Raw genomic sequence first — 20,580 nt, 5'->3', positions numbered from 1 at the left:
TCTCGCGGAATTTTGGTGGGCATAAAAATGTGAATAGTAACTCAGTGATGCCTGAAATTACACCTCGATTCTTTCGGCGGCATTGTTCTTAAAACGGCACAAATCTTGAACCAAGCATATAGTCGCCAATCATGCCGATGTACTCGATTGTTAGTCTGAAATCACTACTCAACTGCTAGTTTCTTACGACCCAGCCGAATCAGATTGTCATAAGCAGAACAAATTTGGTTGGTAGTCTGATGCATATCATCAATAGCTTTTTTGTATATGTCGTGCTTAGAATTTTTGATGTCAGGATAAACCGCTATTTCTGGATACTTTTCTGTCCATCTATCAGTTGTAAAACCGACTCTAAACAATGTTTCTATGAATTTTTCTATACATTTTGTTAATTGGCATCTATGAATCTCTAAATCTAAGTCGATGAACTCAAAATCAGGATTTTGACAATACAATCTATAATTCTTCAAATCATCATGCGCTTCAAAAAACCAAGGAACCGCATAATCATGATTGCGAATGAAAGCAATTGATCCTCCTGTTACTGGAAGAATCTCTTTAATCTTAAGAAAAAGCTTTCGATCTAGTTCAATACATTCTGGATGAAAAAGCAACAAACAATCATTTCTTACTTTTTCGTACCATCTATTTCTATGTTCTATCAACTCTGACTCTGTATATTTTCGTCCTTTTGGATGCTTGGGATCGTAAGCTTTCACCTCCGCATGACAATCTAAGCAAAGCGGAATGCAGTTCTCATAGGAGTCTTCACCTTTTTCTGATCTCTGAATAATGTGATGAAGCTCTATTTTGAAACCACAAAACTTGTGACATATGCTACAGCATCTACCACAATCTAGAAGTGCCTTTTCAGCGATATTAGCAGGGAAAGCCATTGCAATTGCGTTAGTGAAATAATGTGGAAGATGAATTTATGAATCAGTGTAACAATCTATCTAATAAGCATACGCAGCTTGGACTTGTCTTTACAAATACCTTTTCTAGATTGCTTCATAGTAACTTGATCGTAAATTGAGCTTAACCACCAACAGGCAATCTTGAAAGACTGTCCTCAAAAACGCCTCTGCGAATCAAATTAATTTAGTAAGGAAATTTCCGTATATCATCCTGAATTAGGCGAATAGACAGATGAGTTTTGCGTATCACCATAAAACGGGAGAGCGGCGGAAACTTTCTGCGTTGGGTATTGTGTTGGTAAATGGACAAAAAACCTGTCACAAACTTAACGATCACCATCTAGTTCTTGATCAGCCGTGGTTGGGGGAGAAGCGCGATCGCCCTTCAACATATGCCGTAGTTGTGTCAGGTCTTTGTAATAGGATTAAAGGCGTGGGTGCAAGTGGCTGTGGATTGAGTTGAGCGTATGTCTAAAACGAGCAGTGTGATTGTGGTGGGTGCTGGAATTGCGGGGCTGGCGGCGGCTAGCAGGCTTCAGTCCTTTGGATATAGCGTGATTGTATTGGAAGGGCGCGATCGCATTGGCGGCAGAATCCACACTGATCGCGGCTGGGGCGTTCCCATAGAACTGGGGGCAACGTGGGTGCATGGCATGGATGGCAACCCGGTGATGGATCTGGCGCAGCAATGGGATCTGGAAACGGTGATTACGGATTATGAAAACCTTTGGCTGCACGACACCAAGGGCGTTGTCTTGGAAGATGACGATCAAGTAGAGCTAGAGGATCAATTTTGGGAAGTTCTGGATGAGGTGGAAGAACTCGTCGAGCAAATGGAGGAGGCAGATGAAGCGGATATTTCTTTGCAAACTGCATTGGACATTGTGTTGAGCAAGTGGGAACTTTCTGCCCAAGATCGGCGCGAGTTGGATTATGCGATTGCCTCGTTGATCGAACATGAATATGCCGCCGACAGTGCTGATCTTTCTTGCTATTACTGGGATGAAGGCGAAGAATTTGACGGCGAGGATTGCCTGTTTTCCAAAGGTTACGATCAGCTTGTGACCGCAGTGGCAGAGGATTTAGATATTCGGTTAGAGCATCTTGTGCAAACGGTGGAGTACAGAAAAACGGGTGTGCGGGTGCAGTGTGATGATGCCACGTTTGAAGCCGATTATGCGATCGTTACGGTGCCACTGGGAGTCTTGAAGGCAGGTTCAGTCACGTTCTCTCCAGCCTTGCCGGACGATAAGCAAAAAGCGATTCACCGCTTGGGGATGGGGGGGCTGAATAAAGTTGTTTTGCGCTTTTCCAAGGTGTTTTGGGAGAAGTCGGCAGAAGTGATTGGCTACATTCCGAAGAAAAAGGGTGAATGGGTCGAATTTTTTAATCTTTATCACACTACTGGAAAGCCGATTCTGGTTGGGTTTAATGCCGGTAGCTATGCCCAAACTTTGGAAGACTGGTCGGATGAGAAAATCGTAGCCGCCGCGATGCAAACCCTGCGAACAATCTACGGTGCAAAAGTCCCCGACCCCACCCATTACGCCATTACGCGTTGGGGCGCAGATCCGTTTGCTCACGGTGCCTACTCGTTTTTGGCAACTCACGCCACCGATGAAGATTACGATAGGCTGGCGGAACCCGTGGGCGATCGCCTGTTTTTTGCAGGAGAAGCGACTTCTCGACAATATGCCGCAACCGTTCACGGGGCGCTGCTTTCAGGCTGGCGAGAAGCTGATCGTATCCATAAACTCGACTAGAATAAAATCTTTTGCTACCTTTTGCTACGAAGATAAGAAGCTATAGGCGCTGGAGAGAAAGACATGGCGGGTCAAATTTTGGGCGATCGCTACCAAGTTGAGCGGCAGATCGGTAAACAAACCGGGCGCTGGACGCTGCTTGCCCGTGACCTTCAAACCCAGGAATTGGTTGTCTTGAAGTTGCTATTTATTGATGAGCAACTGCAATGGGATGACCTGAAGCTATTTGAGCGCGAGGTCGAAATCCTTCAAGCTCTTTCCCACCCATCGATCCCATCTTATTTGGGCTACTTTGAACACGAGCTACCCAACGCCAAAGCGCTGACGCTGATTCAAACCTATGTGGAAGGCAAATCCCTAGAGCAATGCTTGCAGCAGGGGCGATTGTTTACTGAACCAGAAACGAAGCAGATTGCCAAAGCTTTGTTGGGGATTTTGACCTATCTGCACGGAAGGCAACCGCCGATCATTCATCGGGATCTGAAACCGAGCAACGTGTTACTCGCCAATCGCCAGCTTTATCTAACCGATTTTGGTTCCGTCAAGCGTGTCTCTGGGAACGATACCACCGCCTTCACGGTTGTGGGCACCTATGGCTATATGGCACCCGAACAGTTCAGCGGCAGAGCCGTTACTGCATCCGATTTATTTAGTTTAGGGGCGACTTTGTTGGCATTGATCACTGGCACTCACCCCTCCAGCCTGCCGCGTCTGGGCACCAAAATCGACTATGCGAAACTGCCCAATATCAGCCCAGAGTTTGCCGATTGGCTAGGCTGGCTCTATGAACCCAATTTAGATCGGCGGGCAAAGTCAACGCAGGAAGCCCTTCACGCGTTGGATCACGGACGGCAGATTGAGGCAACACCCGCCAAAATTCCCCCAGCCCGAAAACCTGCTGATACTAAAATTACTTTGAAGAAGGAACCGACCTTTTTAGAAGTCACCCTACCCTCTCGTATGGGGCAAATTCAACTGCAAATTGATCAGCAACAGATCTCCCTAACCCAGAAACGATTGGGCATTCAAACCGGGCGATCGCAAACTTCACCCCGCAAAGACATCACTCAATTGGCATGTTCGCAATCGGCGGATGGAGAGGCTATTTTGATCATTTGGGCAGGCACCCAAAAATATGAACTCAAAAGTACGCCATCCTTTACTAAACCTGAACTGGACTGGCTGACCTATGAGCTTTCCACTTGGCTAAAAGTGCCGATCAGCCGTTGAGCACAGCTTATCGATTCTTCTACTTCAATCCACAACTAAGCCATCTTTAACATGAATGACTCGTTGGGTTTGAGCCGCAATATCAGGTTCGTGAGTGACGATGATAATCGTAATGCCCTGATAGTTGAGGTCTGCCAACAGGTGCATTACTTCTTGAGAAGTTTCAGTATCTAAGGCTCCTGTGGGTTCATCCGCCAGCACCAACGCGGGACGATTGACCAAAGCACGGGCGATCGCTACTCGCTGCTGTTGCCCTCCCGATAGCTGATTAGGACGGTTTTTCATCCGTTCTGCCAACCCTACACGGCTCAGGGCTTCCTCTGCCCGCTGTTTGCGCTGCGACTTGGAGACATTGGCATAGACCATCGGCAGCATTACGTTATCTAGTGCGGTTGCACGAGCCAACAAGTTGAACTGCTGAAAAACAAAGCCAATCCGACGATTGCGAATGTAAGCTAGTTCATCATTATTGAGTGTGGTCAGGTTTCTGCCTTCCAGCACATAATGCCCCTGAGTTGGGCGATCGAGGCAACCCAAGATATTCATTAGCGTCGATTTGCCCGACCCAGAAACCCCCATAATCGAGACATATTCCCCTTCTTCAATCGTCAGGTCAATCCCTTTTAGCACAGGCACATCCACCTCACCCAATCGGTAGGTTTTCGTGATGTTTTCCATCCAGATCATCGTTGCCATCTCACCGCCTCCTAGCCGCGACGGTAGAGGCGCGAAATTTCGCGTCTCTACAGCCCTTTAGTATTCTGGAACCGATGGATCGACTTCTCGGCTCCAAGCCGTAATTCCGCCTGTGACATTGATTCCGTCGATGCCAGCCTGCTTGAGGATGCCCAACGCCTTCGCCGATCGCCCACCCAGTTTGCAATGGGCAATCAATTTGTGACCATTCAACGCCTCTTTGACTTGCTGCACACCAGCGCCGTTTTCGATGTCGGGCAGCGGAATCAGCACCGCACCGGGAATTCGGGCAATTTCATACTCATTTGGATTGCGAACATCAATCAACACGAAATCATCTGCACCGCTATCAAACAGTTGTTTTAACTCGGTGACAGTCATTTCTTTGAGCGCGGACTGTTGTTCTGCTTCCGCTGCTTTTGCTTGCGGAATGCCACAGAACATTTCATAGTCAATCAGCTTTTCGATCACGGGGCGGACGGGATTGGGGCGCAGTTTCAACTCACGGAATGTCATATCCAGCGCGTTATAGAGCAACAGGCGACCGTTCAAGGTGGTGCCCTTACCCAAAATGATCTTGACCGTTTCTGTGGCTTGAATCACGCCAATGATCCCCGGCAAAATGCCCAATACGCCACCTTCGGCACAGGAGGGCACCAATCCAGGTGGGGGTGGTTCGGGATACAAGTCGCGGTAGTTGGGTCCACCTTCGTAGTTGAAGACGGTTGCCTGTCCTTCAAATCGGTAGATAGAGCCGTAAACATTGGGTTTGTCCAGCAGCACACAGGCATCATTCACCAAATAGCGAGTCGGAAAGTTATCGGTGCCATCCACTACGATGTCGTAGGGTTCCATGATTTGCAGAGCGTTTTCGGAACTCAGGCGCGTTTCATACAAATCAATCTGGCAGTAGGGGTTAATTTCTAAAATCCGATCTTTGGCAGACTGAATCTTAGGCTTGCCGACCCAGGAAGTCCCGTGGATCACTTGACGTTGCAGATTGGAGCGATCGACCACATCAAAATCTACCAGCCCAATGCGCCCAACGCCAGCGGCAGCGAGATAGAGCAGGAGGGGTGACCCTAAGCCGCCGCTACCAATGCACAAAACGCTGGCGGCTTTGAGGCGTTTTTGTCCTTCTAGACCCACTTCGGGCAAAATCAGGTGGCGCGAATAGCGCTCATATTCTTCTTTGTCTAACTGGATGTCGTCCAGATTTGGATTTAGCATAGCGGTGATAAGAAATAGGGATCAGGGATTGGGGATCAGGGGGCAGAGTATAGATTCATGAGGAATGGCTTCCTGGATCACCACTTCCGATTGGAACTGATGATTTACATCTAGACTCCAACTATAAAACTCTGTGGCTTTTCCCTGCTGAACGGAAATAATACTGTAAGAATAGTGGTGCCATGCGAGGCGACGATCGCACTCTGAGGGCACTGCTGGATGATCGGGATGGGAGTGATAGATCCCAATAATAGCTAAATTACGGCGGCGTGCATCTTGCATTGCCTTTAACATTTCTTCGGGCGCGATCGCGTATCGGCGGGTTTTGGAGGGTGATTCATCTTGGAGATCGGTGGCTACGTGCTGATCCCAGCTATTTTCAACGGGATAGAGCGCGGTCACAACCCGCATGGATTCGTCAGCGAGATTCCTCTCCTGAACTTTGCCCAGCATCAAACCACAGCACTCTTCAGGATAAGCGCGTTCGGCATGGGTCGTCATCGCCTGGATGTGATCAGCGCTTAGCCTTAGCGTCATCGTTTAGTCGCTCCCAAATATAATTCGCCCACCTTGGGATCATTGAGCAGATCAATTCCCCGCCCTTCAAAGCGATCGCGTCCTGCCTCCAGCACATAGCCCCGATCTGCCATCTCCAAAGCTTTACGGGCGTTTTGTTCCACTAAAGCGATCGCGGTTCCCGTCCGATTAATTTCTCGAATTTGCTCAAACACACTGTCTACCAACAAAGGCGATAATGCCGCAGACGGTTCATCCAGCAGCAGCAGTTTGGGTTTTAGCATTAGCGCTCTGCCCATTGCCAGCATTTGCCGTTCTCCACCAGACAAGGTTCCAGCCCGTTGGTTACGGCGTTCTGCCAGTTTAGGAAAGCGCGTAAAAATCTCATCTTTTAGCGGTTGGATGGGCTGATCCAGCACAAAGGCACCCATTTCTAGATTTTCTTCCACAGTGAGTGATCGAAACACGTTAGAGATTTGCGGCACATAACACATGCCCTGCTGCACAATTTCGTCTGACTTCAAGCCCACAATGCTTTTGCCAGCAAACACGATGCTGCCCTTCTCAGGAGTCAACAAGCCAAAAATTGTTTTTGCTAGGGTCGATTTTCCGGCTCCGTTAGGACCAATCACCGCCACCAGTTCCCCTGGATGAATCCGAAAATTCACGCCCTGCAAAATGTTTAAATCTTTGACATAGCCAGCGTATACATTTTCAACTTCGAGTAGGGGTGCAGAGTCGGGCATGGCAAGAGGGGATAGGGAATAGGCAAAAGAGAGTTCATTAAAGAGGTGTTTGTTGCAGGTCGGGGCGCTCTTCTGGAATGATCGCGCCTTCCACGGGGCACACTTGCAGGCAAATACCACAGTCGATGCAGGTGGAAAAATCGATCCAATACCAATCCATTCCTTTCAGGTTTTTGCCAGAACTTGGATGAATACAGGCAACGGGGCAGGCATCAACACAATCTGCTACGCCTTCACAGGTTTCAGTCACAATTGAATGGGGCACAGAGAATCTCCAACAGGGGGCAAAGGGCGAGGGGACTAGGGGCAGAGGTCAGGGCTTTCTCATTATCTGAAAACTGAAACCCGAAACCTCATCCCCATTTCGTTACTCAATTATTCCAGTTTGACGGGTTCAATTTTGGCGGTGCCGTCTGGCGAAATCCAGGCGATCGCGGCAATTTGACGATGCTGGGCATAATCATGAATTTCGGCGGGAGTGCGTCCTCCTAAATCTAGTTCGACTCTTACTGTATCTGAAGTTGTCCGAAGTTTTTGAGTATGGGCAAGAGCCGCAGTGTAGGCTTGGGGATTTTCTGGAACCACGAGCCAATCGCTGGTGGAAATGTGCTGAGGAATTTGGTTCGTGAGGGCGATCGCTTGATGCAGTTGTTCAATTTGTAAGGCAAATCCAATCCCTGGAGCGGTTTCGCCTTGGGGATGATACAACCCTAGTAGTTGATCATAGCGTCCGCCTTGCCCCAATACTTGCTGCCCATTAGGAGTATCGCTAACCACTTCAAACACAATGCCGGTGTAGTAGTCCAAGGTTTGGATTAAGCTGAGGTCGAGAACGAGGGCATAAGGTGTCGGGTGTCGGGTGTCGGGCGTATTTTGTAATAGGTCAATTAGGGATTTGAGGTTATCTAGGGCGGTCTGCTGGGTTGGGTTAAGATCTAAACTAGATACTTTTTGCAAAACTTCAGCAGGAGTGCCGCGCAGATCGAGCAATAGCAAGGCGCGATCGCGGAGTTCCTGACTCATGGGCAAGGTTTCGAGGGTAATGCGATCCAGAGTGGCGATCGCCTGCCGCACGGCTGCTTGTATGGTTGATGGAAACACAGACAGCAGCGATCGCGTTAATCCGGCTTCGCCTAGCACAATCGACCACTGGCTCAAGCCCAGGCTTTGGAGACAATCCATCAATAGCAATAATGTTTCTGCGTCAGCCAGCAATCCCCCGCTGCCGAGTAGCTCGACCCCTGCCTGATAAAACTCCTGCTGGCGCGTGTGGCTGGTTTCTTGGGCGCGGCGAAAGATGTTGGCATTGTAGTAGAGCCGGAGCGGGTAGGTTGCGTCTGCCATGCGCGTTACGACCGTTCTGGCGATCGAGGCGGTTAATTCAGGGCGTAATCCCAAATCTTCCTCATCTAGCCCCTGTAGCTGCAACACGGTTGACCGCTGAATGGCTCCCCCTGCCATCAAGGTGTCTAAGCGCTCTAGGGTTGAGGTGATGATGCGGTGGTAGCCCCACTGATGAAACACTTGCTGCAAGCGCTCTTCAATCCAACGCTTTTGAGCAACATCTAAAGGGAGCAAATCTCTGGCTCCCGCAGGCGGTTGATAGACCATTACTTCTTTTTCCCAAATAAACCAAATAGACCGCCACCTGCGTTATCGTCGGGTTTATTTTTGTTGCCTGACTTATTTTTTTTATCGTCGGGTTTCTGGGTCGATTGTTTGGAGTTTGTTGAAGTGCCCGTTGCTTTTTCTAACTTCTGTTTCCCTTCAAGCGCGATTTCATTCGTCGGATCAAACTCCAGCGCCTTATTAAAGTGAATTTTTGCCATGGTTGCCTGACCTTGCTTTAAGTGAACTGCGCCTAGCAACGCATGGCAACTGCTATTTCTGGGTTCAAGCTGGAGGGCATCTCGCAGTTCCAAAACTGCTTTAGCATAATTGTTTTTTGCCATATAGCCTTCTGCCCGACGGTAATATTGATCGGCGACTGACTCTGGGCGTGCTGCCTGCGGTTGCTGGGTTGCGGCGGGTCTAGTGGAGGATTGCGAAGAATCTGGTAGATTGCTACCCGTGTAAATTGTTCGTTGAGGTTCGCCCGTGCTAAGCCCACCTTGGCTTTCCTTCCGCATCAAATAGACCATATTGAGTTCGCTGATTTGCCCTGTAATTTCTAGCGCTTGTTCTAAGTGCTCATACTGTTTATCGACAAGCCCTTTCAACGAAGCGCGATAAAAATGCTCAGGATTGCTGGCATTGGCAATCTCTTTGCCCAAATTGCCCAATTCCCAGTTTCCCCGACGACTCGCTTGCTGCCCTTTCAAATTCAACACGATGCCGTATTCTGTGCGGTCTTTTTCTTGAGAAAGCTTTTCCCAGGCAGGATTCACTAGCTTTGATAACAATTCGCTAGCCAGCTTTTTGTCTGCTTCCCCCTCTAGGGCCCCGCTGTCAGGGTGCAGCTTACGAGCCACTTTAAGATAGCGTTTCCGAATGGTTTGCACATCTGCATCAATGGGCACCCCTAGTATGGCGTGATGGTCTACAAAATCTAATAGAAACAACCCTCGCTCAAATTGGAAAGACATGGTGTACTGCTTGCCTGCCGTGGAATTTTCTCTAGTGTAATCTGACTGTTCATGGTCTGCGCTAAGGTCAGCCAACAAACTTGGTGGAATCTGCCCAGGTTGCTAACGGAGGAACCTGTTGCAGTGCTTGGCTAAGATTAACGTGAATGGTTCCATTCGTTGCCAAAATGCGCCCAGAATTAATCTGTAAAGGGGATTGATCGTAAGCTGTGACTGTGCCGCCTGCTTCTTGCAGCAGAATGACCCCGGCGGTCATATCCCAAGGAGCTAAGCCCCGCTCCCAATAGCCATCCAGCCTACCGCAGGCAACATAGGCGAGATCCATCGCAGCCGAGCCGCTGCGCCGCACGCCATGGGTCAGGTGGGTGAGGTAGCAAAATTCAGCATAGTTGTTATCGGTAGTTTGGCAGCGATCGTAGGCAAAGCCCGTCACCAGCAAACTTTGGCTCAGGTCAGCGGTTTTGGAGACGCGAATGGGGCGGCGGTTGCAGGTAGCTCCTTGCCCTGCCGCTGCCCGAAATAACTCTTGCCGAAATGGGTCAAAAATAGCTCCAACAATCGGCACTCCGTCTAGCATGAGACCGATCGACACGGCAGAGACAGGATAGGAGTGGGCATAGTTGGTGGTGCCATCCAATGGATCGATCGCCCATAAAAATTCGCTTTCTGAATTGCCCAGTTGCCCCGATTCTTCAGCCAAAATGTTGTGATCTGGCACATGGCGTTGAAGCACCTGCAAAACTGCCGCCTCTGCTTGGCGATCGGCGATCGTCACCAGATCTCCAGAGCGCCCTTTTTCTTCCACACGTTCCAAGTTGCCCCAGTGCTGCTGCAAAATTGCGCCTGCGGCTAAGGCGGCTTCAGTGGCAATATCCAGAAAGATTTGAAGTTGACTAGGAGAGAGCGGCATAGAAACTTAAGGACGAGATCTGACGGACACACTATTCTTCATCAAGGGGAAGTCTGCGTTTGACTTTACCCTTGCCAAAGTATCGCCCAAATTGCAACTCATACACTTCATCTTCATCTTGAGTTTCTACTTTTAGATCGGAACGTGGGTAGCTAACGCAGAGCAACGCATAGCCCTGACGCTGCAAAGCGGGAGACAGACCCATGGCTTCAGGCTGGTATAGCTCACCCGAAACAACCCGAACGGCACAGGTGGTGCAGGCTCCATTGCGACAGGCAAAAGGAAGTGGAACCCCTTGATTTTCCGCCGTTTGCAGAATGTAGCGATCTTCAGGAATTTGAACAGTGTGAAGCGTATTGGTTCGGCGATCGCGAATTTGAATAGTGTGAAAAGGCATGAATTCAGTCTTTATTACCAAAATGACACTTGTTTTGCTACTATAGTTCTCTCATGGCTGTTTACACAGCACAACTTTTTGGAGAGATGGCCGAGTGGTTGAAGGCGCAGCACTGGAAATGCTGTTTAGGGGTAACTTTAACGAGGGTTCGAATCCCTCTCTCTCCGTTCCCAAACTTTACAAGTCTTGCAGTTTTTTCTGACCGTTGTTTTCTGAGGTTTTGCAGCATCTTTCTAGTTTCTTCTTGAAACGCCTGCTGCACTCATTGAGGAATCATGCTTGTCCTAGTTTTTCTTCTCTCTTATTTCTTTGGCTTACTCACCGGGGGCTGAATCATCATTTTTCCATCTTTTTCAAAAATCTTGCCCCCTAGCTTTTCAATTTCTTTTTTTGCCCGTTTTTGAGTTTGCCGATCGCCCACCATTTGCGCCTGTTCATAAATTGATCCCCATGCAGAAACTCGTACAGGGATGCTATTAGGATCTTTGCGGAGAAAATTTGCAGTTCCTTGAAAAAGCGGCGCGAGATCCTCATCTGGTGATCCTTTGACCCACTTGGCTGCCATCTCGTGGGAACGAATGGAGCCGGGAACATCTCCTTGCAATAACAATTGATCTAGCCCCATAAACCGCCAGACTTGAAACGCCTTTGGATTTGCTTTGGGCGAAAGAGCGGCTGTACCCCGCTTCATCAGGTCAACGGCAAGGTCGGGCTTGCCCAATTGATAAGACACGGCACCCGAAATAAACATATAAACATCAATAAACTGAGGATCAAGCCGGGTCACAATGTCAAAATACTGGGGGCTGAGAGCGTACCCGGTTTTTTTGCGTGCGTCCTCATCGCCGTAGTACTGCAAAAAGTTGAGGAATACCCAATCCGACAAGACATTATCAAACCCAAAAGTGGGAGTACGGCTCAACAACTTTAATTTTAGGGTTTCTTGCTCTTCAGCCTGTTTTGGGTTTTCTGCCCATTGGGATGGTTGATCAAGCTGCGATCGCTGCATCACAATCACGCCAACCAGAGCAGCAAGGGCGATCGCTCCTAGCCCGACGAATCCCAACCATCTTGGACTATTTTTTTGCTTGAGCAGTGCCATCCGTCAATCCTTTAGCAAAACCCTGATGATTGCTTAGATCAATGTAATTAAATTTTACTCTGCCATCAGTGAGGTAGGCAGAAGTGAGGTAAGCAGATAAAAAACGTTACGAGAGGGTGATTGTCCGGGTGAGAATGGGTCAAACCAATGAAAACACCTGAAGCCTGAGTGCCCCGGCACTTCAAACCGCGATCGCGCCACTTGATCAATAGATTCGTGGTGATAAAGTCATGCTCCATAGCATTCCTTGAATCACACCAGACAGGGAAGACTCTAGACTGAGAGCAAGGGGTAACTGCAAATTGCCCATATTCAAGGCGCTAAAAACAAGGCTTTGAAAAACCTGTCAGCCACTAGGGCACACCCAATCCTATGTCTAAGAACTCAATTCCTGAAAACGACTTCCTTGAATCGGCTGCCTACATGGATATTGACCAATGGCTTGAACGGCTGCGCCATAGCGATCGCGCTCTTTATAACTCAATGGCGCTAGAAGTTTGGGCGATCGCTCACACCATGGACGGCTTAATTCCAGGCTTCTGGAACCGCTTTATGGAAAACCGCCAAACTGCGCTAAAACAATTTGTGATTCAACAGAGAAGAGAAGAGAACCGGGAATAGGTTATACAGGTGTGAGGTGTGAGGTGCTAGTGTCCAATGCTTATCTGTTGTTTATCTGTACTCTCGTCATTTATCACTCGTCATTTTTAAATGAATTCCACCTCGACCCTCTCCGTTTGGCAACAGCTTAAAAAGCGCGAAATTACTTGTGAAGAAGCGTTGCGATGGCTTGTTGATGAAGATGGCACTGTTACCTTAAGTTTGCTGGATATTGAAGTTAGCTACCGCTTTTTGCGAGAGTTTCCTGATCGCTCGACGCTGCCGCCCTTGCTGCCACTGTTGTTGTGGCAAAACTGCTTTTACCTGGGCTGTCCGGTGCCTGTCTCGCTGGATACGATTCGCAAGTTGAGCGATCGCACCTTCACCAACATCAAAATCATTCCCATCACCGACAAAAGCTACACTACCTGGTATCGCACCCAAAATATTGATGCAAACTGCCTCAGTTCTCAGCCATTCATCAATCCGCTGACGGGAGAACATGAGCAGGAAAACATTAGCGAGATTACCCGTGAACTGCTGGCAAAAGCCGTCGATCAAATTGGACGGATCAAAACCATCATTTCGGGAGCCTTGCGGAACCGTGCCAGTGATATTCACTTAGAACCCACCACCGACGGCTTGCGAATTCGCTATCGGATCGACGGCATTTTGCGAGATATTACCCTGTTGCCGCCGGAGATTAGCCGACGAGCGATCGTCGCATTGAAAGTCATGGCGGATATGGATATTGCCGAAAGCCGCCGTCCTCAAGATGCCCGGATTGGCGATAAATATACTAGCGGCTCTGAGTCCGACTTGGGTCTGGATATGCGAGTTAGCACCTTACCCTGCGTCGGCGGTGAAAAAGCGGTGATTCGCTTGCTGCCGCGCGAAAATCCGTTTACTGGCATGGATGAGTTGGGTTTTAGCGATCGCACCCTCGCTCTTTACAAAGGCTGGCTGAAGCAACCTCAAGGCATGATTATTTTTACTGGACCCACTGGCTCCGGCAAAACTAGCACCCTCTACACCAGCCTGCAAACCGTGGCGACCGAATATGTGAATGTGGTGACCGTGGAAGACCCAGTGGAATATATTCTGCCCCGCATCACCCAAACCCAAGTGCATGAACTGGCAGGAATGACCTTTGCCGCCGGACTCCGCGCCATTTTGCGACAAGACCCCGATATCATTATGCTAGGAGAAATCCGAGATCACGAAACTGCCGAAACTGCCTTCCGAGCCGCGTTGACTGGGCACTTAGTTCTAACCACACTCCACACCAATGATGCTGCCAGTGCCATTCCTCGGCTCAAAGATATTGGTCCCGATCCCGGTTTGATTAGTGATGCGCTGCTGGGAATTGTGGCACAGCGACTCGTCCGCAAAGTGTGCCCTCATTGTGCAACTCCCTATACGCCTACGCAGTCTGATTTGAAACTGCTAGGGCTTCATCCAGACAAGGCAAAACCAGAGGAGTGGCGGATGGGTAAGGGCTGCGCTCGCTGTTTTCACTCTGGCTATTCCGGGCGGGAGGCAATTATCGAATTGCTGGATGTGGATGATACGCTGCGGCAGATTATCTATGAAGGCACCATGACTCAGATGTATCGCTACCTTGCAGAGTCGGGGTTTGAGTCGTTTCGGATGGCAGCGATCGCCAAAGTCACCAGCGGCATCACCACCCTTCAAGAAGTGCTGCGCGTTTTGCCCCACAGCGCCATGAGTCGCCGCTCTGTCAACTTATCCTGATATCTGTTGCTTGCGAAATCATGGTCATAGTGCCCGTCTGTGAAGGATCGCTTGTGTGGAACAACCCATTCAACTATGGGATTTGCAACCGGGCAAAAAGGCATTTGAAACGCTACATCACCGGAAAAAGCAGGTGGTGCCGCTCCATAGGCTGGTCACGCGATCGGTTGGTTTGTTCCCACTCAGCAACCCTCCCAGACCACCCGCAGAAAATTCGGTTCCTAGAGAACTTTGGCTTACTTTGACGGTGTAAGCCTTATTGAGTTGAGTTCGAGTTGAGCCAGTGCCAATTCCAGAGATAGTCGTCAGTTTATTGGCTCCTTTGCTGCGACTATTGATGCTCCATCCAGCAAAGAGACCTTTATTAAACTGGAGGGACAATCCATCTGCCCAACTGGCAAAGCCAAGTGGACCCGCTCCGCACTCTTGATTCACGCCGCGATTGCGGGGGGTTCCCCGTAAGTTCGTCAGGATTGAAACCACATCGGCTTCCTTGGTGCCAAACTCGATCGACCGAGTGGCTCCCGTAGACTTATTCACCACTCGTAAGCCCTGGGAGTCGAGGGCTAACACTGCCAAACTTGGCTTAGCTTGAGCGATCGGTTTCAAGGCGATCGTCCTAGCGGGCGTAACTGATGCTAAATCAGAAGCTTTTGCAGACACATTGCCTAAATAAAGTAGAGAGACACCCGACACACAGAGTGAAATCAAGAGGGCATTAGTCAGTTTCATCGCTCGTTTTCCGTTTGTGAATGGGCAGAAGTGGGGTGAGACTTTAGTTTTGCTGGCAATGTGCCCACAGCTTTCAAGCTCCCCCAATCAACAATTACACTGTCTTAGCACCCTATTTCCAGAAATTTTGTCAATACCACTGCGATCGCTCCCTTTTTCCGCAGCGCGATCGCCTTTCTCAAGCAAGCAACTCAATTGTGGGATCTGCAACGTGGCGAAACAGTAAAAGTCTTAAAGCGCAAACTCCATGATGAAGGTATGAAATCGCTGGAGTGACGGGGATTTCCGGAGGGCAAAAAGCGAACCCTAAAGTGTTAGGGGCGATCGCAGTGTGAAAGCCTCTTACGGTACGCTATCCTACCTTTTTAGGGCATTACTGTTATGTTTACATCGCTGCCAGAAATTACGGTTGATCAATTGGCGACTCTGTTACAGGAAGGGGGCGATCTCCAGTTTGTCGATGTGCGGGAACCTCATGAATTGGAATTGGCTCAGTTAGAGGGCTTTGTCAACTTGCCCCTAAGTCAGCATGGTGAGTGGTCAACCGACATTCATAGCCGCTTGGATGCGAATAAAGAAACTTTGGTGTTGTGCCATCACGGGATGCGCTCTGCTCAGATGTGCCAGTGGCTGATGAATCAGGGTTTTACGAATGTAAAAAATGTGACAGGCGGCATTGATGCTTACTCCTGCGTCGTTGATGCTGCCATTCCTCGATATTAAGGTTGAGGTTTGGCAGTATGGTTTGCCAAAAGTGGCATGTCAATAACTTTCCACCTTATAGTGGATTTAGAAGCCATCTACTCAATAGTTCGCTGAGAACGCCTTTCATTCAGCATTTCACTCATAATGATTTTCTATACATAGCGATGAGCCGTGCGATCGCCCTGAATGCCATCCCTTTAGAATTCGCGCCTTACCCTCATGTCGTCACCCATCAAACTTACAAATCGTCAGCAGCAGGTGCTTTGGGCAACCGTTCGTCACTACATTGCCACCGCAGAACCCGTTGGCTCCGAAGCATTGCTGAAGGAATATAACCTGAGCGTTAGTTCTGCCACAATTCGTAACTCAATGGGCGTATTGGAAAAAGTCGGACTGCTTTATCAGCCTCATATTTCTGCGGGCAGAGTGCCTTCCGATTCGGGCTATCGAATTTATGTAGACAAGCTGCTGACCCCATCCAGTGACTTCGCACTTCAGATCGAGCAGTTGTTAAGCGATCGCCGCACCCGCGAAGATGGCAGCTTGGAAGCGATGCTGCGGGGAGCCGCTCACATTTTGGCAACTGTCAGCGGCTATATTGCCCTGATTACCATGCCTCAAACCTACACGGCGCGGCTACATCACATTCAACTGGTGCTGGTTGATTCCAATCGGGTGATGCTCATCTTTGTCACCGATTCATACGAAACCCAGTCGGCTCTGTTAGATCTGGCAACGGGAGAAGACAACACACCTGCCGAAGCAGAACTGCTGGAACGTGAATTGCAGATTTTGTCCAATTTTCTGAATAGCCATTTGCGCGGTAAGGCGATCGCAGAACTTACCCAAATGGATTGGACTGAACTCGATCGCGAATTTCAACGGTATGGCGATTTTCTCAAAAACATCTTAACCGAACTGACGCGCCGCTCTCAGTCTCCTGCGCCAACCCAACTGATGATGAGTGGGATATCAGAAGTGATGCGCCAACCCGAATTTTCCGAAGTGCATCAGGTTCAAACTATTGTGCATTTGCTTGAAGATGAGCAAGATCAACTCATTCCCCTGATTTTTGAACCCTCTCCTTTCGGCAAGCGCGTCTCCATTCGGATTGGCTCGGAAAATTCTCTAGAGCCGATTCGCGCTTGCACCCTAATTTCATCCACCTACTGCAAAGGCAAAACCCCTGTGGGCAGCGTTGGCATGTTAGGACCCACGCGGATGGCGTATGAAAACGCGATCGCCTTAGTAGAAGCCACTGCCGACTATATTTCAGAGGCAATTAGTTAAGAGCGGGAACAGTGGGTAGGGGCTAGGTGGCGAAGGACAAATTCAAAACTCAAAACTTTTGACTGCACTTCTCACCGTTGCGCGTACTAGATCGATCAACTTTGTCATACCAACTCTATTTTAAGAAGCATAGAATAGGGCGTAGAGTCGTGAAGCCGATTGTTTATGGCGCGATCGTTGAAGATCGAGATCAGCGAGAGTGAAGAATATTAGCAAAAAGTCTGCGGTATGCTCAAACCGTAAGCCAGAAGGCAAAGCTACAAGTGTTAATCCCATTCGCCTTACTAGCAGTCTACCAAAGGAGTTTTGCCTAGTTCAATGGCGGCTGGTACTCTGACTTAAAAAACAGAGAGTGTATGAGCCAGAAGAAATATACCGTGAACCTAAGCGATAAAGAAGTCAATGAGTTAGAAGCCCTGTTGAGAGCTGGAAAGCATTCGGCTCGGAGGCAGAGCCGTGCGCGGATTTTGCTGCAAGTGCATAAAGGACAAACTGACCAAGCCATCGCCGAAAATCTACGAGTCAATGTCTCAACGGTCGAACGTACCCGCGAGAAATATGTATTTGCAGGTAGCCTGGAAACAGCGCTCAAAGACCGACCCCAGCCAGCCAAAGCCCGCAAACTTGATGCCAGCGCTGAAGCGTTTTTAATTGCCACCGCCTGTTCGGATGCACCAACTGGGCGAGCAGAGTGGACGATGCAGCGATTGGCAGACCGTTTAGTCGAAGTGGGAATGGTGGAGTCAATATCGAGTCAATATCGGATGAGACCGTGCGGCAAACGCTGAAAAAAACGACATCCAACCGTGGCTGAAGGAGCAATAGTGCATTCCCAAAGTCGATGCCGTCCATGTCTGGCGAATGGAAGATTTACTCGACTTTTATGGAGAAGCCTAGGACCCCAAACGCCCTGTCATTTGTTTGGATGAACGTCCCTGTGTGCTCATTGAGGAAATGAGAACGCACATTCCCGCTCGACCGAAACAGCCCCAGCGCTATGACTATGAGTACAAACGCAATGGCGTGGTTAATCTGTTTGGCTTATTTGAACCGCTAGCTCGATGGCGACAGATGGAAGTCACCAATAGCCGCACCAAGACTGACTTTGCTCAACAAATGAAGGGTTTCGTAGACATTCATCGTCCTGATGTAGACTACATCCGCTTAGTCGTGGACAATCTCAACATTCATCATCCGTCTGCTCTGTATGAGACGCTTGCCCCAAAGGAAGCTAATCGCATTCTCAAGAGACTAGAATTTCACTACACCCCTAAGCACGCCAGTTGGCTCAATCAAGTCGAAATTGAATTCTCGGTGCTCTCACGCCAATGTCTAAACCGTCGTATTCCAACTCAGCAGGAATTGAGCGACGAAATTAGCACTTGGCAACAGCAACGGAATCGGCAAAAAGCAACGGTCAATTGGCGCTTCAAAACGACCGATGCGCGAGTTAAATTAGGGCGATTGTATTCTGTCGTTGAACCCAGCAACGTTAGCTTGGTAAACCACTAGTGGGTCATTTGGCATGAGTATTGCCATATTTAGAGGGACGATTTCTAGAAATTGGGGAAGCCGTACAAGCACCTGAACCACCCAACTGATGCTGCCGTCGGATTCGTGCTCTCTGTCGTCGCGCAGACCGTTTGCCACTCCACTCAAAGGGAGTTGGATGCTGATTCCAAGCTTGAGCAACTGCTTCAAACCAATCCATAATTTGCTGAGGGGTTTGGGGATGTTGCCCAGATAAGGCTCGTCGTTTCAAAATCCGTTGGATGGATTCTGCCATATTGAGCCAACTTCCGCCCAAAGGAGTGTAAAGGGGTAAGATGCCATGAGCGCATAGCCAGAGGACAAACTCAGGTGTTTTATGTCCTGCCAGATTGTCGCAAATTAACAGCATTCTTAAGGGCGGCAGTGGTTGGGGCAATGTAAATTTGATGCTCAGATTTTCGCGCCATCGTTGCCATAATAAACGCGTATCCGTTGCACTCGTTGCAGCAATCGGGGCAGGTAGAGATTGGACAATCTCTGCTAATTCTTGTTTCAACCAAGGATGTAATACCTGATTGGTACAGCTTTGTACCCCTTTGACTCGGACTTTCCCGTCCCTGGGATGAAAGAGTGTTAACAGCTTGGCAGTCCCATCTTTGACATACTCATGCGAATAAGTTGCTGGATGTTCCTGGGGTTGCCAACTCTCGCCTGGGTAAGGAACCGTGGTAAACGGACCTGCTTCATCTTCACACCAAACGGCTAATCCCATTGCCTCTGCGACGGTATAGGCTTGCTCAATTAATGCTTTTTTGCTTCACCATCCGGGTCTACCACTGTCACCACTCCCGATTTTCGTTTTCGCACCACTTTCCCGGTTTCACACCAACTCCGGTTCTTCTGCCAACTCCATCCTGACTCTTTCAACACCTTGTGTAAGGTGTAGGTACTCACCCGCGATAACTCTGGTTCCTGCTCTCGAATGCTCCGCTGTAGAGTACTCAAGCTCCAGGTTGCCGTTCCATCGGTTAGTCGTTCCGGTTTGCGTTGCACTGCCTGAAGGATTTTGGAGCGTTGTTCACTCCCATACACAACTTCAGGGCCTCCTCCATGTCGGAAGTTCAGTGCTGTAATCCCTTCTTGGTTGAACCGTGCCACTAATTGGGCAACTGCATCTCCAGAGCGTCGTCCGACTCTTCGAGCTGCATCCGTGTAATCGCAACCCTCTGCTACCGCCAGTAATAGTTTGGCGCGGGTAACTCGACTGGCGCTTTCACTTTGCGACCGACTCACTTTTTCTAAATATTGCTGCTCTTCTGGAGTGAGACTCCGAAGGGGATGTTTTTGATGACGAGTCATAGCCTCACCTCACGCTAGAATGTCATCATTTTCGAGCCTTTAGAGAATGGCAGCAACCGTAGCAAATGACCCACTAGTGCTGGCGAGCGTTAAAGGAGCTAAAGAATCCTGGGCAGTCGCCACCGATGAGATGCCCTTGTTGCGAACCTTATGGCAATACGCGCTGCGGTTTCGAGTCGGAGAATTGTTTTTGGATAGCAAGTCAGGGGCATTTGAGTTAGAAGATTCTCGCTTACGGCGTGAAGCCGCCTTGGAACGACTCTATCTGGTGGCTGCATTAACTCTGCTCTATGCCACCGCGCAGGGAATGTCGGTGCAAATCGCGGGCTTGCGTCAGCAGGTTGACCCGCACTGGCGGCGTGGCATTAGCTATCTCAAAATTGGTCTCAGGTGGTTGAAAGGGGTGGTTCATAAAGGACGGAATCTGCTCACTCCAGTTCCACTACTGCCGAAAGATCCGCAACCTGTGTTTGCCTCGAAACGGGCAGAGCGAGATTTCTACGACGAAATTTGGTTTTCTCGTGTCCGGTCATTAACCTGTAAAACTTGATGTGCT

22 protein-coding genes, 1 tRNA gene and 1 pseudogene are annotated in these 20,580 nt (G+C 49.2%); 10 read left to right on the top strand and 14 right to left on the bottom strand.

Going from position 1 to position 20,580, the window contains the following annotated elements; translation table 11 throughout:
- Nucleotides 1-164 precede the first annotated feature (164 nt).
- Nucleotides 165-896, bottom strand: coding sequence for an HNH endonuclease (locus AC1S5B_RS01460; protein WP_482033945.1), 732 nt, complete (start codon nt 894-896; stop codon nt 165-167).
- Between the two features lie 253 nt (nt 897-1,149).
- On the opposite strand from AC1S5B_RS01460, the gene AC1S5B_RS01455 reads away from it, so the two are divergent.
- The 3 genes from AC1S5B_RS01455 (at nt 1,150) to AC1S5B_RS01445 (ending at nt 3,910) form a co-directional block, all read left to right on the top strand.
- Complete coding sequence (locus AC1S5B_RS01455; protein ID WP_482033944.1) at nt 1,150-1,380, top strand: hypothetical protein; 231 nt, start codon at nt 1,150-1,152, stop codon at nt 1,378-1,380.
- A gap of 4 nt (nt 1,381-1,384) precedes the next feature.
- Nucleotides 1,385-2,680, top strand: coding sequence for an FAD-dependent oxidoreductase (locus tag AC1S5B_RS01450; RefSeq protein WP_482033943.1), 1,296 nt, complete (start codon nt 1,385-1,387; stop codon nt 2,678-2,680).
- A gap of 63 nt (nt 2,681-2,743) precedes the next feature.
- Entirely contained in the window at nt 2,744-3,910 is a 1,167-nt protein-coding gene (locus AC1S5B_RS01445; protein ID WP_482033942.1) for a serine/threonine protein kinase, read from the top strand.
- Between the two features lie 24 nt (nt 3,911-3,934).
- Here AC1S5B_RS01445 and AC1S5B_RS01440 read toward each other — a convergent pair whose 3' ends face one another.
- The 9 genes from AC1S5B_RS01440 to AC1S5B_RS01400 all read right to left on the bottom strand — a co-directional run bounded on the left by AC1S5B_RS01440 (nt 3,935) and on the right by AC1S5B_RS01400 (nt 10,990).
- Nucleotides 3,935-4,606: an ABC transporter ATP-binding protein gene (locus tag AC1S5B_RS01440; RefSeq protein WP_482033941.1), complete on the bottom strand. Its 672-nt coding sequence runs from the start codon at nt 4,604-4,606 to the stop codon at nt 3,935-3,937.
- A gap of 57 nt (nt 4,607-4,663) precedes the next feature.
- A complete protein-coding gene (moeB, locus tag AC1S5B_RS01435) occupies nt 4,664-5,836 on the bottom strand; it encodes a molybdopterin-synthase adenylyltransferase MoeB (RefSeq protein WP_482033940.1) in 1,173 nt (390 codons plus the stop codon).
- Nucleotides 5,837-5,857: 21 nt separating this feature from the next.
- Nucleotides 5,858-6,373, bottom strand: a complete 516-nt coding sequence (locus AC1S5B_RS01430) for a M67 family metallopeptidase (RefSeq protein ID WP_482033939.1) — start codon at nt 6,371-6,373, stop codon at nt 5,858-5,860.
- Nucleotides 6,370-7,098 (bottom strand): ABC transporter ATP-binding protein, encoded by a 729-nt coding sequence (locus tag AC1S5B_RS01425; protein WP_482033938.1) that lies wholly within the window; start codon nt 7,096-7,098, stop codon nt 6,370-6,372. Before AC1S5B_RS01425 ends, AC1S5B_RS01430 begins: the two co-directional genes overlap by 4 nt.
- A gap of 37 nt (nt 7,099-7,135) precedes the next feature.
- On the bottom strand, nt 7,136-7,363 hold the full coding sequence (locus tag AC1S5B_RS01420; RefSeq protein WP_482033937.1) for an indolepyruvate ferredoxin oxidoreductase subunit alpha: 228 nt from the start codon (nt 7,361-7,363) through the stop codon (nt 7,136-7,138).
- A gap of 110 nt (nt 7,364-7,473) precedes the next feature.
- A complete protein-coding gene (locus AC1S5B_RS01415) occupies nt 7,474-8,709 on the bottom strand; it encodes an ATP phosphoribosyltransferase regulatory subunit (RefSeq protein ID WP_482033936.1) in 1,236 nt (411 codons plus the stop codon).
- A complete protein-coding gene (locus AC1S5B_RS01410) occupies nt 8,709-9,683 on the bottom strand; it encodes a J domain-containing protein (protein ID WP_482033935.1) in 975 nt (324 codons plus the stop codon). Before AC1S5B_RS01410 ends, AC1S5B_RS01415 begins: the two co-directional genes overlap by 1 nt.
- Before the next feature lie 67 nt (nt 9,684-9,750).
- Nucleotides 9,751-10,593 carry an inositol monophosphatase family protein gene (locus tag AC1S5B_RS01405; protein ID WP_482033934.1) on the bottom strand — a complete coding sequence of 281 codons (843 nt, stop codon included), beginning with the start codon at nt 10,591-10,593 and terminating at the stop codon, nt 9,751-9,753.
- A 31-nt stretch (nt 10,594-10,624) separates the two neighbouring features.
- The gene (locus AC1S5B_RS01400; RefSeq protein WP_482033933.1) at nt 10,625-10,990 is read right to left on the bottom strand and encodes a 2Fe-2S iron-sulfur cluster-binding protein; all 366 of its coding nucleotides are present in this window, start codon (nt 10,988-10,990) and stop codon (nt 10,625-10,627) included.
- Between the two features lie 80 nt (nt 10,991-11,070).
- Here AC1S5B_RS01400 and AC1S5B_RS01395 point away from each other — a divergent pair.
- A tRNA-Ser gene (locus tag AC1S5B_RS01395) sits at nt 11,071-11,157 on the top strand.
- A gap of 134 nt (nt 11,158-11,291) precedes the next feature.
- Here the strand turns inward: AC1S5B_RS01395 and AC1S5B_RS01390 are convergent.
- Nucleotides 11,292-12,092 (bottom strand): hypothetical protein, encoded by an 801-nt coding sequence (locus tag AC1S5B_RS01390; RefSeq protein WP_482033932.1) that lies wholly within the window; start codon nt 12,090-12,092, stop codon nt 11,292-11,294.
- Between the two features lie 372 nt (nt 12,093-12,464).
- Here AC1S5B_RS01390 and AC1S5B_RS01385 point away from each other — a divergent pair, with 372 nt between their 5' ends.
- Together AC1S5B_RS01385 and AC1S5B_RS01380 are read left to right on the top strand one after the other, a co-directional pair.
- Nucleotides 12,465-12,713 (top strand): hypothetical protein, encoded by a 249-nt coding sequence (locus AC1S5B_RS01385; protein ID WP_482033931.1) that lies wholly within the window; start codon nt 12,465-12,467, stop codon nt 12,711-12,713.
- A 90-nt stretch (nt 12,714-12,803) separates the two neighbouring features.
- Nucleotides 12,804-14,447 carry a GspE/PulE family protein gene (locus AC1S5B_RS01380; RefSeq protein WP_482033930.1) on the top strand — a complete coding sequence of 548 codons (1,644 nt, stop codon included), beginning with the start codon at nt 12,804-12,806 and terminating at the stop codon, nt 14,445-14,447.
- A gap of 117 nt (nt 14,448-14,564) precedes the next feature.
- Here the strand turns inward: AC1S5B_RS01380 and AC1S5B_RS01375 are convergent, their stop codons facing one another.
- Entirely contained in the window at nt 14,565-15,179 is a 615-nt protein-coding gene (locus AC1S5B_RS01375; RefSeq protein WP_482033929.1) for a hypothetical protein, read from the bottom strand.
- Between the two features lie 381 nt (nt 15,180-15,560).
- Between AC1S5B_RS01375 and AC1S5B_RS01370 the strand changes: the two genes are divergently transcribed.
- The 3 genes and pseudogenes from AC1S5B_RS01370 (at nt 15,561) to AC1S5B_RS01360 (ending at nt 18,686) form a co-directional block, all read left to right on the top strand.
- Entirely contained in the window at nt 15,561-15,902 is a 342-nt protein-coding gene (locus AC1S5B_RS01370; RefSeq protein ID WP_482033928.1) for a rhodanese-like domain-containing protein, read from the top strand.
- 201 nt (nt 15,903-16,103) lie between these two features.
- On the top strand, nt 16,104-17,174 hold the full coding sequence (gene hrcA, locus AC1S5B_RS01365; protein ID WP_482033927.1) for a heat-inducible transcriptional repressor HrcA: 1,071 nt from the start codon (nt 16,104-16,106) through the stop codon (nt 17,172-17,174).
- A gap of 356 nt (nt 17,175-17,530) precedes the next feature.
- Nucleotides 17,531-18,686: pseudogene (locus AC1S5B_RS01360) on the top strand (IS630 family transposase).
- Between the two features lie 4 nt (nt 18,687-18,690).
- Here AC1S5B_RS01360 and AC1S5B_RS01355 read toward each other — a convergent pair.
- Both AC1S5B_RS01355 and AC1S5B_RS01350 read right to left on the bottom strand, forming a co-directional pair.
- Complete coding sequence (locus AC1S5B_RS01355) at nt 18,691-19,437, bottom strand: transposase (RefSeq protein WP_482033698.1); 747 nt, start codon at nt 19,435-19,437, stop codon at nt 18,691-18,693.
- Nucleotides 19,438-19,466: 29 nt separating this feature from the next.
- Nucleotides 19,467-20,024, bottom strand: a complete 558-nt coding sequence (locus AC1S5B_RS01350; RefSeq protein ID WP_482033699.1) for a helix-turn-helix domain-containing protein — start codon at nt 20,022-20,024, stop codon at nt 19,467-19,469.
- A gap of 46 nt (nt 20,025-20,070) precedes the next feature.
- Here AC1S5B_RS01350 and AC1S5B_RS01345 point away from each other — a divergent pair, with 46 nt between their 5' ends.
- The gene (locus AC1S5B_RS01345) at nt 20,071-20,574 is read left to right on the top strand and encodes a hypothetical protein (RefSeq protein ID WP_482033926.1); all 504 of its coding nucleotides are present in this window, start codon (nt 20,071-20,073) and stop codon (nt 20,572-20,574) included.
- Nucleotides 20,575-20,580 lie beyond the last annotated feature (6 nt).

The sequence above is a fragment of the Leptolyngbya sp. CALU 1928 genome, assembly GCF_056784215.1.
The sequence above is the reverse complement of the archived record's forward strand: the minus strand, read 5'-3'. Positions and strand labels throughout refer to the sequence as shown.